Annotated in this window: 15 protein-coding genes; 1 reads left to right on the forward strand and 14 read right to left on the reverse strand. The window is 60.6% G+C overall.

All coding sequences use genetic code 11. From position 1 onward, the window contains the following. Positions 1-97: 97 nt before the first annotated feature. The 6 genes from odhB to sdhC form a co-directional block, all read right to left on the reverse strand. Complete coding sequence (gene odhB / locus ACRAWE_RS13755; protein ID WP_015376977.1) at positions 98-1,315, reverse strand: 2-oxoglutarate dehydrogenase complex dihydrolipoyllysine-residue succinyltransferase; 1,218 nt, start codon at positions 1,313-1,315, stop codon at positions 98-100. A gap of 64 nt (positions 1,316-1,379) precedes the next feature. Further along, a complete protein-coding gene (gene sucA / locus ACRAWE_RS13760) occupies positions 1,380-4,187 on the reverse strand; it encodes a 2-oxoglutarate dehydrogenase E1 component (RefSeq protein WP_004939884.1) in 2,808 nt (935 codons plus the stop codon). A 275-nt stretch (positions 4,188-4,462) separates the two neighbouring features. After that, entirely contained in the window at positions 4,463-5,179 is a 717-nt protein-coding gene (locus tag ACRAWE_RS13765) for a succinate dehydrogenase iron-sulfur subunit (RefSeq protein ID WP_015376975.1), read from the reverse strand. A 16-nt stretch (positions 5,180-5,195) separates the two neighbouring features. After that, on the reverse strand, positions 5,196-6,962 hold the full coding sequence (gene sdhA, locus ACRAWE_RS13770) for a succinate dehydrogenase flavoprotein subunit (protein WP_015376974.1): 1,767 nt from the start codon (positions 6,960-6,962) through the stop codon (positions 5,196-5,198). Continuing rightward, positions 6,963-7,310 carry a succinate dehydrogenase membrane anchor subunit gene (gene sdhD / locus ACRAWE_RS13775; protein WP_004939891.1) on the reverse strand — a complete coding sequence of 116 codons (348 nt, stop codon included), beginning with the start codon at positions 7,308-7,310 and terminating at the stop codon, positions 6,963-6,965. It abuts the gene before it with no gap. Beyond that, complete coding sequence (sdhC, locus tag ACRAWE_RS13780; RefSeq protein ID WP_004939893.1) at positions 7,304-7,693, reverse strand: succinate dehydrogenase cytochrome b556 subunit; 390 nt, start codon at positions 7,691-7,693, stop codon at positions 7,304-7,306. The genes sdhD and sdhC overlap by 7 nt, the downstream gene beginning before the upstream one ends. Positions 7,694-8,422: 729 nt before the next feature. On the opposite strand from sdhC, the gene ACRAWE_RS13785 reads away from it, so the two are divergent. Then, positions 8,423-9,715, forward strand: a complete 1,293-nt coding sequence (locus ACRAWE_RS13785; protein ID WP_016928730.1) for a citrate synthase — start codon at positions 8,423-8,425, stop codon at positions 9,713-9,715. A gap of 56 nt (positions 9,716-9,771) precedes the next feature. Here the strand turns inward: ACRAWE_RS13785 and nei are convergent, their stop codons facing one another. The 8 genes from nei to ACRAWE_RS13825 form a co-directional block, all read right to left on the reverse strand. Beyond that, positions 9,772-10,563 (reverse strand): endonuclease VIII, encoded by a 792-nt coding sequence (gene nei / locus ACRAWE_RS13790; RefSeq protein WP_432525490.1) that lies wholly within the window; start codon positions 10,561-10,563, stop codon positions 9,772-9,774. Between the two features lie 54 nt (positions 10,564-10,617). Further along, positions 10,618-11,262: a pyroglutamyl-peptidase I gene (gene pcp / locus ACRAWE_RS13795; RefSeq protein ID WP_019454038.1), complete on the reverse strand. Its 645-nt coding sequence runs from the start codon at positions 11,260-11,262 to the stop codon at positions 10,618-10,620. Between the two features lie 8 nt (positions 11,263-11,270). Beyond that, positions 11,271-12,290, reverse strand: a complete 1,020-nt coding sequence (locus tag ACRAWE_RS13800; RefSeq protein WP_019454039.1) for a DUF979 domain-containing protein — start codon at positions 12,288-12,290, stop codon at positions 11,271-11,273. Continuing rightward, entirely contained in the window at positions 12,287-13,018 is a 732-nt protein-coding gene (locus ACRAWE_RS13805; RefSeq protein WP_016928734.1) for a DUF969 domain-containing protein, read from the reverse strand. Before ACRAWE_RS13805 ends, ACRAWE_RS13800 begins: the two co-directional genes overlap by 4 nt. Positions 13,019-13,080: 62 nt before the next feature. Further along, the gene (gene pxpA / locus ACRAWE_RS13810; RefSeq protein WP_063918907.1) at positions 13,081-13,821 is read right to left on the reverse strand and encodes a 5-oxoprolinase subunit PxpA; all 741 of its coding nucleotides are present in this window, start codon (positions 13,819-13,821) and stop codon (positions 13,081-13,083) included. Beyond that, positions 13,811-14,743, reverse strand: coding sequence for a 5-oxoprolinase subunit PxpC (gene pxpC, locus ACRAWE_RS13815; RefSeq protein ID WP_063918906.1), 933 nt, complete (start codon positions 14,741-14,743; stop codon positions 13,811-13,813). Before pxpC ends, pxpA begins: the two co-directional genes overlap by 11 nt. Beyond that, entirely contained in the window at positions 14,737-15,393 is a 657-nt protein-coding gene (pxpB, locus tag ACRAWE_RS13820; RefSeq protein ID WP_432525491.1) for a 5-oxoprolinase subunit PxpB, read from the reverse strand. The genes pxpC and pxpB overlap by 7 nt, the downstream gene beginning before the upstream one ends. 158 nt (positions 15,394-15,551) lie before the next feature. After that, positions 15,552-16,295 carry a type 2 GTP cyclohydrolase I gene (locus tag ACRAWE_RS13825; RefSeq protein WP_063918905.1) on the reverse strand — a complete coding sequence of 248 codons (744 nt, stop codon included), beginning with the start codon at positions 16,293-16,295 and terminating at the stop codon, positions 15,552-15,554. Positions 16,296-16,298: the final 3 nt, after the last annotated feature.

Below are 16,298 nucleotides of genomic sequence, written 5' to 3' on the forward strand. Positions count from 1 at the left end.
GGTTTTTAGCCGGACCATTATTCCGCGGCAAACCGCATGGTTTTCCGGCCACATAGCACAGAGTGCGGGCGCGGCACGCCGCGCCCGGCAAGGGTTACTAGACGTCCAGCAGCAGACGAGCCGGATCTTCCAGCATCTCTTTGACCGTCACCAGATAACCGACGGATTCTTTACCGTCGATCAGGCGGTGGTCATAAGACAGCGCCAGATACATCATCGGCTGGATCACCACCTGACCATTGACCGCCATTGGGCGATCTTTGATGGCGTGCATGCCCAGGATGGCGCTCTGCGGCGGGTTGATGATCGGGGTGGACATCAGCGAGCCGAATACGCCGCCGTTGGTAATGGTGAAGTTACCGCCGGTCAGCTCTTCCACGGTCAGTTTGCCGTCGCGGCCCTTAACGGCCAGCTCTTTGATTTTCTTCTCGATGTCAGCCATGCTCATGGCGTCCACATCGCGCAGTACCGGCGTCACCAGGCCACGCGGGGTAGAAACCGCGATGCTGATGTCGAAGTAGTTGTGGTAAACCACGTCGGAACCGTCGATCGACGCGTTCACTTCCGGGAAGCGCTTCAGCGCTTCAACCACCGCCTTGATGTAGAAGGACATGAAGCCCAGACGCACGCCGTGGCGTTTCTCGAAGGCTTCGCCGTACTGCTTGCGCAGGTCCATGATCGGCTGCATGTTGATTTCGTTGAAGGTGGTCAGCATCGCGGTGCTGTTCTTCGCTTCCAGCAGACGCTCGGCGACGCGTTTGCGCAGGCGGGTCATCGGCACGCGTTTTTCGCTGCGGCCGGCCAGAGCAGGCTGCGGTGCGGCTTCAGCGGCGGCGGCCGGTTTGGCAGCGGCGCCGCCTTTGGCCAGGTGCGCTTCCACGTCTTCACGGGTGATGCGGCCACCCACGCCGGTGCCTTTGATGGCGCCGGCATCGAGGTCGTGTTCGGCGATCAGGCGGCGAATCGCCGGGCTGAGCGCGTCATTGCTTTCTTCTTCCAGGCTCGCGGTAGCGCGCTGTGCAGGAGTGGATTCTTTCTCCTGGCTCTTCTCGGCGGTCGGTTTGCCGGAGCTGTCGCCTGGGCGGATGCGGCCGAGCAGCTGGCGAGACAGTACGGTCGCGCCCTCTTCTTCCACGATAGCATCGAGAATACCCGCTTCACTGGCCGGCACTTCCAACACCACTTTGTCGGTTTCGATTTCAACCAGGACTTCATCACGCTGCACGCTGTCGCCCGGTTTTTTGTGCCAGGTGGCTACGGTCGCATCGGCAACCGATTCAGGAAGGTCAGGAACCAGAATATCTACGCTACTCATTTAGCTTTCCCTTAAGTTTTTTATCATCTGCTTGCCGGCCCCTCGGCCGGCAAGCGAGCGAACATTAGTCAATATTCAGCGCGTCGTTCACCAGAGCCTGCTGCTGCTTCTGGTGTACGGACATATAGCCCACCGCCGGAGAAGCGGAGGCCGGACGTCCTGCGTAACGTAAAGAAGCCCCGAACGGCACCACTTCACGGAAGTTGTGTTGGCTGCAGTACCAGGCGCCCTGGTTCAGCGGCTCTTCCTGACACCAGACGAAATCATGCACGTGCGAGTATTGCTCCAGCACGGCCTGAACGGCCTGATGCGGGAACGGATACAGCTGCTCGATACGCACGATGGCCACGTCTTTCTGCTCGTTCTTGCGACGCTGTTCCAGCAGGTCGTAGTAGACCTTGCCGGAGCACAGCACGACGCGCTTGACCGCTTTCGGATCCAAGTCGTCGATCTCGCCGATCGCCGGCAGGAAGGTGCCGTTGGCCAGCTCGTCCAGCGAAGAAATCGCCAGCGGGTGACGCAGCAGCGACTTCGGCGACATCACCACCAACGGACGGCGCATACCGCGCAGCGCCTGACGACGCAGCATATGGTAAACCTGCGCCGGCGTGGACGGGACGCACACCTGCATGTTCTGCTCTGCGCACAGCTGCAGATAGCGTTCCAGACGCGCGGAAGAGTGCTCAGGGCCCTGGCCTTCATAGCCGTGCGGCAGCAGCATCACCAGGCCGCACATACGGCCCCATTTTTGCTCGCCGGAGCTGATGAACTGGTCGATAACGACCTGTGCGCCGTTGGCGAAGTCGCCGAACTGCGCTTCCCAAATGGTCAGCGTGCGTGGTTCCGCCGTCGCGTAGCCGTATTCGAACGCCAGCACCGCTTCTTCAGACAGCACGGAGTCCCAGACTTTGAATTCGCCCTGGCCGCTGTGGATGTTCGCCAGCGGAACGTAGACCGAACCGTTTTTCTGGTTGTGCACCACCGCGTGACGGTGGAAGAAGGTGCCGCGGCCGGCGTCTTCGCCGGAGATGCGGATTGGAATGCCTTCATCCGCCATGGTGGCGTAGGCCAGCGTTTCGGCGGCGCCCCAGTCGAACGGCTTGTTGCCTGCGGCCATCTCGGCGCGGTCAGCGTAGATTTTCGCCACGCGCGACTGCATTTCGATCGCTTCCGGCACGGTGCTGATGCGGCGGCCCAGTTCCTGCAGACGCTTCATCTCAACCTTGCTCGGGTACTCTTCGTCCCACTCATGGTTCAGGTACGGTGACCAGGTGAAGGAGTGCAGGTTCATCGGACGCCACTCTTCAACCACGCAATCGCCGCGGTCGAGCGCGTCGCGGTACAGGTTGACCATTTCCGTGGCATCTTCCAGGCTGGCCACTTTCTGCTCGGTCAGAACGTCAGCGTAGATTTTGCGCGGCGTAGGGTGTTTCTTGATCTTCTGATACATCACCGGCTGGGTGGCGCTCGGCTCGTCGGCCTCGTTGTGCCCATGGCGACGGTAGCAGACCAGATCGATCATCACGTCACGCTTAAAGGTGTTACGGAAATCCAACGCCAGACGGGTGACGAAGGCCACGGCTTCCGGATCGTCCGCGTTAACGTGGAAGATCGGCGACTGAACCATTTTGGCGATGTCGGTGCAGTATTCGGTAGAGCGCGCATCCAGCGGGTTGGAGGTGGTGAAACCAACCTGGTTGTTGATGACGATACGCACGGTGCCGCCCACTTCGTAACCGCGAGCCTGAGACATGTTCAGGGTTTCCTGAACCACGCCCTGGCCGGTGATGGCGGCGTCGCCGTGGATGGTGATCGGCAACACCATGTTGCTGCGCGCTTCGTCCAGACGATCGCGACGGGCGCGTACCGAGCCCATGACCACCGGGCTGACGATCTCCAGGTGCGACGGGTTGAACGCCAGCGCCAGGTGAACCATGCCGCCTTCGGTTTCCACGTCGGAGGAGAAGCCCTGGTGATATTTCACGTCACCGGTGCCGAGGTGTTCTTTATGCTTGCCGGCGAATTCGTCGAACAGATCGGCCGGCTTTTTGCCCAGCACGTTGATCAGCACGTTCAGACGGCCGCGGTGGGCCATGCCCAACACCACTTCGCGCGTGCCGTTCTTACCGGCGTGGCGCACCATCTCTTTGAGCATCGGCACCAACGCGTCGCCGCCTTCCAGCGAGAAGCGTTTGGCACCCGGGAATTTGGCGCCCAGGTAACGTTCCAGGCCTTCCGCCGCGGTCAGCTCGTTCAGGAAACGGCGTTTTTCGTCGGCGGTAAAGCTGGCGCGCCCCACCACCGACTCGATGCGCTGCTGGATCCAGCGTTTCTCTTCGGTGTTGGTGATGTGCATGTATTCCGCACCGATCGAACCGCAGTAGGTCTGCTTCAGCGCAGCGTACAGATCGCCCAGCTTCATGGTTTCTTTGCCGATGGCGAAAGAGCCCACGTTGAAGGTTTCCTGGAAATCGGCTTCGGTCAGGTTGTGGTAAGCGGGATCAAGGTCAGGAACTTGCTCGCGCTGCCACAGGCCAAGCGGATCGAGGTTGGCATGCTGATGCCCGCGGAAGCGGAAGGCGTTGATCAGCTGCAGTACCTTGACCTGTTTGGCGTCGGTTTCCGGATCGGTGATGGTGGTGTTGTAGCGCGCGGAGTCTTTCGCCAGGCGGCGGAAGTAATCGCGCGTTTGAGAGTGAAGCTGATCGGGTTTGACACCCGCGGTTGGTAGCTGTTGAAAAATGGAACGCCAGCTATCTTCAACGGAACCCGGATCGGTTAAGAAGTCTTCATAGAGCTGCTCTATGTAAGACTGGTTCGCGCCCGCCAGATAGGAGGAATCCAGCCAGGCCTTCATTGCGCCGTTCTGCATCATGATCCCTTAAGCTTTGAAGCTTTAGTTTTCGCCGTGGTTAACATAATTACCGTGATGAATACGGTTTGCCGTAAAACGGTTCACTCGACGTACTTGCGGCCATGACGGCCCGATACGTTCTGTTATGGACCTTGCGGTCCCTTACAAGGAACCTCTAAAAACCGGCGGAAGAACCAGGCTGCATAGCGCCGCAGCCGCGGGTCAGTTTTTAGAGGTTCCCTCCCCTATGGGACGTGCGCCGGAAAAGAGCCCGGCGCAGCATCTCATTCCGTTTATGCGCCGCGTTGCAGCAGCATGGACTTGATATGCCCGATAGCACGCGTCGGGTTCAAGCCTTTAGGACATACACTGACACAATTCATAATGCTATGGCAGCGGAAAACACTAAAAGCGTCGTCCAGATCATCTAAACGTTCTTGCGTTTCCGTGTCACGGCTGTCGATCAGGAAGCGATACGCCGCCAGCAGACCGGCCGGGCCGATGAACTTGTCCGGGTTCCACCAGAACGATGGGCAAGAGGTCGAGCAGCAGGCGCACAGAATGCACTCGTACAGACCGTCCAGCTTGGCGCGCTGCTCCGGCGACTGCAAGTGCTCGCGCGCCGGCGGGTTCTTGCCGTCGTTCAGCAGGTAAGGCTTGATCTTTTCATACTGGGTATAGAACTGGCCCATATCCACCACCAGATCGCGCACCACCGGCAGGCCCGGCAGCGGACGGATCACGATCTTGCCGTTGCCTTTACGCAGCGACGAAACCGGGGTGATGCACGCCAGGCCGTTTTTACCGTTCATGTTCAGGCCGTCGGAACCGCACACGCCTTCGCGGCATGAGCGACGGAACGACAGGGTCGGGTCTTTTTCTTTCAGCTGGATCAACGCATCCAGCAGCATCATGTCACGGCCTTCTTCCGCTTCCAGGGTGTAGTCCTGCATGTGCGGGGCGTCGTCGACATCCGGATTGTAGCGATAAATGGAAAATTCGAGTTTCATCTGTCGATCTCCGCAATTAGTAAGAACGCACTTTCGGCGGGAATGCCGGGCGCAGCTTCGGTTGCATGTTCACTTCGCGGCGCGTCATGCTTTCCGATTGCGGCAGATACAGCGAATGGCACAGCCAGTTGGCGTCATCGCGTTCCGGGTAGTCGAAGCGGCTGTGTGCGCCACGGCTCTCGGTACGGAAGTTGGCCGACACGGCGGTGGAATACGCAGTCTCCATCAGGTTATCCAACTCCAGACACTCGATGCGCTGGGTGTTGAACTCGCTGGAGGTATCGTCCAGGCGTGCGTTCTTCAGTCGTTCACGGATCACTTTCAGTTCTTCCAGGCCCTTGGCCATCGCATCGCCTTCGCGGAATACCGAGAAGTTGTGCTGCATGCAAGACTGCAGCGCTTTGCGAATTTCAACCGGGTCTTCGCCGGAACGGGTGTTGTTCCAACGGTTCAGACGGTCCAGCGAGGCTTCCACGTCGGAGTCGCTGGCGTCACGGCTCACGCCCTGCTCTTCCAGCGATTCCTGCAGGTGCATACCGGCGGAACGGCCGAACACCACCAGGTCGAGCAGCGAGTTGCCGCCCAGACGGTTGGCGCCGTGCACCGATACGCAGGCGATTTCGCCCACGGCGAACAGCCCCGGGATCACCACGTCTTCGCCTTTCTCGTTCACGGTCAGCGCCTGGCCGGTCACCTTGGTCGGAATGCCGCCCATCATATAGTGACAGGTTGGGATAACCGGGATCGGCTCTTTCACCGGATCGACGTGCGCGAAGGTGCGGGACAGTTCCAGAATGCCCGGCAGACGGGATTCCAGCACCTCTTTACCCAGGTGATCCAGCTTCAGCTTGGCGTGCGGGCCCCAAGGACCGTCACAGCCGCGGCCTTCGCGGATTTCGATCATGATCGAACGGGCAACCACGTCGCGGCCCGCCAGATCTTTGGCATTCGGCGCATAACGCTCCATGAAGCGCTCGCCGTGTTTGTTCAGCAGGTAACCGCCTTCGCCGCGGCAACCCTCGGTCACCAGCACGCCCGCGCCGGCGATGCCGGTCGGGTGGAACTGCCACATTTCCATGTCCTGTACCGGCACGCCGGCGCGCAGCGCCATGCCGACACCGTCGCCGGTGTTGATGTGGGCGTTGGTGGTGGACTGGTAAATACGGCCTGCGCCGCCGGTCGCCAACACGGTGGCCTTGGCTTTGAAGTAAACCACTTCACCGGTTTCGATGCAGATAGCCGTGGTGCCGACCACCGCGCCGTCCTGGTTTTTCACCAGATCAAGCGCATACCACTCGGAGAAGATAGTGGTGTGGTTTTTCAGGTTCTGTTGGTACAGGGTGTGCAGCAGCGCATGGCCGGTACGGTCGGCTGCGGCTGCGGTACGCGCCGCCTGCTCGCCGCCGAAGTTCAGCGACTGGCCGCCGAACGGACGCTGATAGATGCGACCGTCGTCCAGACGAGAGAACGGCAGCCCCATGTGTTCCAGTTCCAGAATCGCTTCCGGGCCGGTTTTACACATATATTCGATGGCGTCCTGGTCACCGATATAGTCGGAACCTTTCACCGTGTCGTACATATGCCATTCCCAGTTGTCCTCGTGGCTGTTGCCCAGCGCGACGGTGATGCCGCCCTGTGCGGACACGGTATGGGAACGGGTCGGGAAAACTTTGGACAGCAGGGCACAGGTCGAGCCCGCTTGGGAAATTTGCAGCGCGGCACGCATGCCCGCACCGCCGGCGCCGATTACGACGGCATCAAACTCTCTGACTGGCAGTTTCATTTAAGCACCCCACACTACGATTGTTCCGTACAGTAAATAGACCAGCAACGCGACCACGACAGCCAGCTGCAACACCAGGCGAACCGCCAGCGGCTTGACGTAGTCCGTCAGCACCTGCCACAGCCCGATCCAGGCGTGCACCAGAATCGACAGCAAGGTCAGCAGAGTGAACACTTTCGTAATGGAAGTGGCGAAGAAACCGCGCCAGATGTCATAAGTGAGTTCCGGAGCCGTGACGAAAAAGCCCAGGATATACAGGACGTACAGGGTAATGATGATAGCGGAAGCGCGCAGCAGCAGCCAATCGTGCACGCCGTTGCGCCCTAATGCAGAAACGTTGTTTACCATACGAGGACTCCAGCCAGAACTGACAGCACGACGGTCAGACCGATCGCCACCTGGGCGGAACGGGTGCCGGCGGCCAAACTCTCTTCGATATAGCCAAAATCCATTAACAAGTGACGGATGCCACCGCAAATGTGATAGGCCAGCGCCGTGAGGATGCCCCAGAATATGAATTTGACGATGAAGCTATTCATGATGGCGGCCGCCTGCAGGAACCCCTCTTGGGAAGAGAGTGACAGGCCCAGCAGCCAGAGGAGGATACCCACGGCAACGAAGGTAATTACGCCAGAGACTCGGTGTAAGATAGACGCTATCGCAGTTACGGGGAACCGGATCGTTTGCAGATCCAAGTTGACAGGTCGTTGTTTTTTCACGTATTTGCCCACACAGCTCTTATTATTTTCCTTCCTCCGGGCCTGGGCGGGGATCAGACAGCGTTAAGAGCCTAAAACCCTTACACGTCACGCGCTCAAACATCAACATCCTCTGTGCTCAAACGGCGCGCATTTATAACGCTGGGTGCTCCTACTTCAGGGTAATCCGGAGACCTGGCGGCAGTATAGGAGGATCACATTCTGATTACAATTCTCATACAACCGCTTTGATAACATTTCCCCCGAACAGTGATTCAGATCACGGATTTCACAATTAGTGCAAAATTAATTATCTGATTTGACAAGAGATCAACATTTCCATTACATATAGGGGCACAAACGGTCCTATGATGCGCTATGGGTCAGCAGATACACTTCCTCCCGGGTTCGAGTTATGCAACAGTGTATTTGGCGAACCTATCCCAATAGCCGTTGTTTCCCGCTCGAGTTTGCCGGCGTCAAAAGCAAATAAAGCACATAAAAACAGATTATTGGGATAGGTTCACATCTCTTCGAACAGCTCATAGGTAAGATTAACAGACTATAACGAATTACTATGAATCGTTAACAACTGGTCACCCGTCTCGTTCGCCTGGTCAGCACTCTGTACCCTACCCGCGCACAGTTGCGCAGTCGCTCACAGAGTTAGCGTCCGCACCATTTTTTTGCGGGCAACCTGCAGAGATTTAAGGTATTTCAGTTGTTAGTGGTTTTTAAAATAAGGCGCTAAGGAGACAGTAAATGACTGATAAGAAAGCGACGCTAACCATTAATGACAGCGAAGCTCCGATCGAACTGGGCGTATTGACACCGACACTGGGCCCCGATGTCCTCGATGTCCGCGCTCTGGGTTCCAAAGGTTATTTCACATTTGATCCCGGCTTTACCTCCACCGCTTCTTGCGAATCCAAGATTACCTTCATCGACGGCGACAAAGGCGTGCTGCTGCACCGCGGCTTCCCTATCGAGCAGCTGGCGAAAGAATCTTCCTACCTGGAAGTGTGCTACATCCTGCTGTACGGCGAGACTCCAACGCCGGAAGAATTCGAAACCTTCAAGACCACCGTGACCCGCCACACCATGATCCACGACCAGATCACCCATCTGTTCCGTGGCTTCCGTCGCGACTCGCACCCGATGGCGGTGCTGTGCGGCGTGACCGGTGCGCTGGCGGCGTTCTACCACGATGCGCTGGACGTCAACAACGAGCGTCACCGTGAAATCACCGCGTTCCGTCTGCTGTCCAAAATGCCGACCGTGGCGGCGATGTGCTACAAATACTCCCTGGGCCAGCCGTTCGTTTACCCGCGCAACGATCTGTCCTATGCCGGCAACTTCCTGCACATGATGTTCGCCACCCCGTGCGAAGAGTACGTGGTGAACCCGGTGCTGGAGCGCGCCATGGATCGCATCCTGATCCTGCACGCCGACCATGAGCAGAACGCCTCCACCTCAACCGTGCGTACCGCCGGCTCTTCCGGCGCCAACCCGTTCGCCTGCATCGCGGCCGGCATTGCCTCCCTGTGGGGACCGGCACACGGCGGCGCCAACGAAGCGGCGCTGAAAATGCTGGAAGAGATCAAGACCGTCGAGCACATTCCAGAGTTCATCAAGCGCGCCAAGGACAAGAACGACTCCTTCCGCCTGATGGGCTTCGGCCACCGCGTGTACAAGAATTACGATCCGCGCGCCACCGTGATGCGCGAAACCTGTCACGAAGTGCTGAAAGAGCTGAACAAGAAGGACGACAACCTGCTGCAGGTAGCGATGGAGCTGGAACACATCGCGCTGAACGACCCGTACTTCATCGAGAAGAAACTGTACCCGAACGTCGACTTCTACTCCGGCATCATCCTGAAGGCGATGGGCATTCCTTCTTCCATGTTCACCGTGATCTTCGCCATCGCGCGCACCATCGGCTGGATCGCCCACTGGAACGAAATGCACGACGAAGGCATCAAAATTGCCCGTCCGCGTCAGCTGTACACCGGCTATGCCGAGCGTGATTTCAAATCCCAGCTGAAAAACAAGTAAGCCGCCTTCCCGGCTGAAACTTACAGCGCCGCCCTTTCGGGCGGCGTTTTTTTTGGCTATTTCTGGCAGCCCGGGCACCAATAGAACGGCCGCGACGACAGCTCGGTGCGCACGATCATCCCACCGCAGCGTTCGCACGGCTCGCCGCTGCGATGAAACACCTTGAAGCGAAACAGCGCGCCGTGATGACGGTTGTCATCCGCCTGCCCGCGCGTCTGGTAGGAAAGACGCGGCACCGCCAACAATGCCTCCGCCAGGTGGCGCAGCGCCTCTGGCGTCAGATCCTGCGGTTTGTGCTGCGGCGCCAGTTCGGCCTGCCACAGGATTTCGGCGCGCAGATAGTTGCCCAATCCGGCAAGAAACGCCTGATCGAGCAGCATGCCGCTCAGTTGCCTGCGACGAAAACGCGGCGTCAGCAACCGCTCCGCCACATCGTCTACCGTCAGCGACATGTCCAACACATCGGGGCCGATGCGTTGCAAAAACGGGTGTTGCTCTATTTCCTCACGCGGCCCGACGGTAATATCGGAAGCGCTGTAGAGCAATATCGCGCGGTGGGCGGTTTCCAGCCGCACCCGCAGATCGCGCTTGGTGTCCGGCGTCTCCCCCGCCGCCGCCACTTTCCACACGCCGTACAGCTGGTTATGGCTGTACATCGTCAGCCCGTTGGAAAAGTGGGTCAACAGCGCCTTGCCGCGCGGCTCGATGGCGACGATGCGCTCGCCGAGCAAACGCTGGCGATAATGTTTCAGCTGAGGAAAAGCGAAATCGACGGCGGTCAGCGGCTGATCGATCACCGCCGCCGCCAGTTTGTCCGCCGCCCGGCGAATCTCCGGTCCTTCCGGCATAGACCACTCCTTACATAGACCCGGCGCAGCCCGATGCGCCGGGGATTATCAGGCTTAATGCGTTGCACCGCCCGCCACTTTCAGATCGTGCTCCACCTGCAAAGCGATGGAAACGGCCAGCTCCAGCGCAAACAGCACCGTCGAGGCCGCCATGCTCGGCGCGCCGGGGTGCGCCGCCGCCTGTTCCGGCAGGTACGGGATATGAATAAACCCACCCTTCACCTCGCGCTGGCCGCTCAGCCGGTGCAACAAGCCATACATGACATGGTTGCACACGTAGGTGCCGGCGGTCTGCGAAACGGAGGCCGGAATGCCGGCCTCGCGCATCGAACTGACCATCGCCTTGATCGGCAAAGTGCTGAAATAGGCCGCCGGGCCGCCGGCGACGATCGGCTCGTCCACCGGCTGCTGCCCCTGATTGTCGGGAATGCGCGCATCGTCGACGTTGATCGCCACCCGCTCAATCGTGATATCGGTGCGGCCGCCGGCCTGGCCGACAGCCAACACCATCAGCGGCTGCACCTCATCGATCGCCGCGTTGAGCGCCTCCAGCGCCGCACCGAACACGCACGGCAGCTGGCGCGCCACAATGCGCGTACCGACCAGTTCCAGATCGTTGAGCTGCTTCACCACTTCCCAGGAAGGGTTGAGGCGCTCACCGCCAAACGGCTCGAAGCCGGTAATCAATACTTTTTGCATCCTTACTCCTACAGGAACATCAGGAAATACAGCAGGAACACGTTAACCAGCAGTAGCAGCACGCCGGTCGGCACCTGCGCCTTGATCACCGCATTCTTGTCCGGCAGCTCCAGCAGCGCCGCCGGCACAATGTTGAAGTTCGCCGCCATCGGCGTCATCAGGGTGCCGCAATAGCCGGAGAACATGCCGATCGCCGCCATCACCGCCGGGTTGCCGCCGTGTTGCAGCACCAGGATCGGAATGCCGATGCCGGCGGTGACGATCGGGAACGCGGCGAAGGCGTTGCCCATCACCATGGTCAGCACCGCCATACCGATAGCGTAGACCGCCACGGCGATAAAGCGGTTATCCACCGCCAGATACTCCTGGGTTAAATGCGAGATCGCGGTGCCGACGCCGGCGACGGTAAACAGCAGGCCCAGCGTGGCGAGGATCTGCGGCAGAATGAACGCCCAGCCGATCGAATCCAGCAGGCGCCGCGCTTCCTGCACCGGCTGCAACGCCTTCTCATGGGTCATTTTCACCGCGATCGCCAGGCCAATCAGGCAGCCGACGGTCATCGAGAACAGCGTGATCAGCGTCGCGTGGTTACCGCTGCCGAACACTGCGCTTTGCAACGCCGGAATGTTGTTGAACAGCAGCACGCCGATCACCGTCACCACCGGGATCGCCAGGGCGGGGATAAACAGCCTGTTGCCCAACCGCTTGGCGCTGGCCTCGCGCTCCTGCGGCGTTCGCTGATGATAGCTGCCGAGGCGCACGCCGCCGAAGCCGGCGATCAGGGCCATCACCACCACCACCACGCCAACGATGATGTGCAGCATGCGTTTCTCGTTGCTGCCTTCGCCGAGCACATCGCCCAGCAGGCGGTAAGTCCAGTCGCCGACCAGGAACACCAGGCCGTACAGCCCCCAAAATAGCCCGGTGGTGATGCGGCGCGGGTTGGCGCGATCGCGGAAGGACATCACCGCCACAATCAGCAGCACCGCGCCGGCCAGCCAGTAGAGATATTGTTGCTGGAAGTTCATCGTGCTTCCCCCTTCGCCTGCAGCGCCGCCTGATTCAGCTGCGCCAGCTCGGCGCTCAGCTGTTTATCCATCCGATACAGCCGGAAAGCGTGGATCAGGAAAGCGAAAATGGCGGTCGGAATGCCCCACAGCGCGATATGCAATGGCTCGGTCTGAATGCCGCCGGACTCCAGCATAAAGTTGTGCATGAAGATGATCGCGCCGAAGGCCACGAAGATATCTTCGCCGAAGAACAGCCCGACGTTGTCGGTGGCGGCCGACATGGCGCGCAGGCGGTGGCGAGTGCGCTCCGGCAGCTCGCCGTAGCGGTTTTCCGTCGCCCCTTCCGCCATCGGCGCCAGCAGTGGCCGCACCATCTGCGGGTGCCCGCCCAGGCTGGTCAAGCCCATCGCCGCAGTAATCTCGCGCACGAACAGGTACACGATCAGCAGCCGGCCGGCGGTGGCGCTTTTGATCTTGGCGATCCACGCCTGCGCCCGCTCTTTCAACCCGTGGCGCTCCAGCAGGCCGATCACCGCCAGCGGCAGCAGCAGGATCAGCGGCAGGTTACGGGTGTTGAGAAAGCCTTCGCCGAGCTTTTCCAGAATGACGTCCAGCGGCATCAGCGCCGCCAGACCGGTGATGATGCCGGCGGCGATGACCACCAGCACCGGGTTGAAACGCAATACAAACCCGACCACGATAGCGGCGATGCCGATCAGTGGCCAGAGATTCACGGCCTGTTCCATAGTCTTCCCTCGATATTTTCTAATAGTTTTTTGCTTGTGATGTTGTGTCTTGCTTTACTGCTTTACTGCTCCGCGCTGACGCGGATCCCCTGCTGAACAAAACTGTCCCGCAGCCTGCGCGCATACGCCAGCGCATGCTCGCCATCCCCATGCAGGCAGACGGTTTCCGCCTGAACCGCGGTCCAGACGCCATCCACGCTGCGCACCCGGTGATGGCGCACCATCTCCAGCGTTTGCGCCAGCGCCTGTTCGTCGTCCTCGATAAGCGCCCCCGGCAAGCCGCGCGGCACCAGTGTGCCATCTGCCTGGTAGCCGCGGTCGGCGAACACCTCCTGCCGGGTGGTCAGACCGAGCTTTTCCCCGGCGCGGATCAGCTCGCTGCCGGCCAGCCCCACCAGCCGCAGCGCCGGATCGACCGCCTGCACCGCCCGGGCGATCGCTTCCGCCAGCGCCGGCTCAACCGCCGCCTGGTTGTACAGCATGCCGTGCGGCTTGACGTGCACCATCACCCCGCCCTCGGCGCGGGCGATAGCCGCCAGCGCCCCGAGCTGATACACCACCTGCGAGTACACCGTTTCCGGCGGCAGCTGCATGCGGGTGCGGCCGAAGTTCTCCCGATCGGGAAAACTCGGGTGGGCGCCGATCGCCACGCCGTACTCCAATGCCCAGCGCACCGACTGACGCATGGTCTGCGCATCGCCGGCGTGGAAGCCGCAGGCGATGTTGGCCGAGCTCACCAATTGCAGCAGCGCCTGGTCGTTGGCGCAGCCTTCGCCGAGATCGGCGTTCAAATCAACGATCATGTAACCCCCAGGCAATCTGTCGAAGGAAGAGATCCTGCTCGGCCTTGGCGCGCTGCGCCTCCGCCAGTGAGCAGAGAACGAAGTGAATCGGTTCGCCGAGTCGGATCTGCGCCAAATGGTAGAGATCGGCTTCGATCACGCAGGCAATACGCGGGTAACCGCCGGTGGTTTGCGCATCGGCCATCAGCACGATCGGCTGGCCGTTGTGCGGCACCTGCACCACGCCGGGCAACAGGCCGTGCGACAGCATCTCGCGGTCGGTGGTGCGCTCCAGCGGCGTGCCGCCGTGCAGACGGTAACCCATGCGGTTGCTCTGCGGGCTGAGCTGCCAGGCGGCGCGCCAGAACGTCTCCTGTGCCTCTTCGCTGAATTCGGCGTACTCCGGCCCCGGCAACGCGCGGATGCGATTGGTGAACAGCAGTTGCTTCACGCCGCAGGAATGCTGCGGTTGAGCGGCAGATTTGCCGAGCGGCAACCGGTCGCCGTCCTTCAGATTACGCCCCTCGCATCCGCCAAAGGCGGCTTTCATATCGGTGCTGCGCGAGCCCAGCATTTCCGGCACGGCGATGCCGCCGGAGATCGCCAGGTAGCTGCGCATGCCGCGTTTCGGCGTGCCCAGCGCCAGCCGCTGCCCCTTTCTCACCGGATAGCGCCAGCCGGTCCACAGCGGTTTGCCGTCCAGCTGCGCGTCGCAGCCGGCGCCGGTCAGGGCGATCCAGCCAGAGCGGGTAAACTCGGCGCTGAACTGGCCGAGGGTGATCTCCAGCCCGGCGGCCTCCGGCGTATTGCCCACCAGCAGGTTGGCTATCTTCAGCGCCGGTTGATCCAGCGCTCCGCCGGTGCTGATGCCCAGACGGCGGAATCCCTCGCGGCCCAAATCCTGCACCGTGGTATAGATGCCGGCACGCAGAATAATCAGCATACGCCCTCCTTCTGTGGCACGAAGCGTACGTTATCGCCCGGGCGCAGCAACGTCGGCGGCATTTCATGCGGATTGAACAGCGCCAGCGGCGTGCGGCCAATCAGCTGCCAGCCACCGGGCGTCACCAGCGGATAGATGCCGGTCTGGCTGCCACCGATGCCGACGGAGCCGGCCGCCACCGCCAGACGCGGTTCAGCGCGGCGCGGCGTCGCCAGTTGTTCCGGCATGCCGCCCAAATAGGAGAAGCCCGGCTGAAAGCCGAGGAAATAGACCACATAGGCCGCCGCCGCGTGGCATTCCACCACCTGTTGCGGCGTCATGCCGGTATGACGCGCCACCTCATCCAGGTCGGGGCCCTGTTTCCCGCCGTAGATAACCGGAATATCCACCTGACGCGATTCCGGCGTCAGGCTCTCTTTGCTCTCCCACCCCTGCTGCAGCAATGCCAGCATCGCTTCGGCATCGGCCTGCGGCGTATGCAGCAACAGCGTCAGGTTATTCATCCCCGGCACCACTTCCCGCACGTCGGGATGGTGATTCAGCTTTTCCGCCAACGCCCAAATGCGCCGCTGGCTGGGCAGCGTCACCGGCGGCGACAGTTCAAGCACCACCGCTCTTTCACCCAACAGGTAACATCGTGCTTGTTGCACCCTTATTCTCCTTATTATTATCGCGATGAAAAACACACCAGTTATGCGTGACGCGGCCCCGGCTGTCAATAGAACGCAACCATAGGGAAAATAAGGAAATAGCGCGGTAAAAGGATTCAGCCGGCGCACAGGCCGGGCTGGATCCGGGGAAGAAGAAATCAGGCGGGATTCGGGATATCGATAAAGGTCACATCAAAGCCGTGGTACTGAGCCAGCCACTCTCCCAACGCTTTCACGCCGCCGCGCTCGGTGGCGTGGTGGCCGGCGGCGAAGAAGTGAACGCCCATTTCGCGCGCGCTGTGGATGGTCTGCTCAGAGACTTCACCGCTGATAAAAGCATCGACGCCAAAGCGCGCCGCGCTGTCGATAAAGCCCTGGCCGCCGCCGGTGCACCAGGCCACCCGGCGAATGTGCTCAGGCGCGTTATCGCCGCAGTGCAACACCGCGCGCCCCAGCCGGCTTTCGATACGCTGCTGCAGCGCTTCGCCGGTCAGCGGCTGTTCAAATTCGCCGTGCGGCACCAGCGGCTCGACTTCGCCAATCACCCGAATGCCCAACGCCTGCGCCAGCTGCGCGTTGTTGCCCAGCACCGGATGCGCGTCCAGCGGCAAATGATAGCCGTACAGGTTGATGTCGTGGGTCAGCAACGTTTTCAGGCGATTGCGTTTCATGCCGCGTACCGCCGGCGCCTCGTTTTTCCAGAAATAGCCGTGGTGTACGATAATCGCGTCGGCCTGATGCGCCACCGCGGCGTCCAGCAGCGCCTGACAGGCGGTGACGCCGGTCACGATGCGCTGTACATGCGCACGCCCCTCTACCTGCAAACCGTTGGGGGCGTAGTCCTGAAACGCCGCAGCGTTCAGTTCCGTGTTGATCAGTTGTTCCAGATCGAGGTTACGCATTCT

Origin of the sequence: Serratia sp. BFP-2025 (assembly GCF_050880365.1) — a bacterium.
Classification (GTDB): domain Bacteria; phylum Pseudomonadota; class Gammaproteobacteria; order Enterobacterales; family Enterobacteriaceae; genus Serratia; species Serratia surfactantfaciens.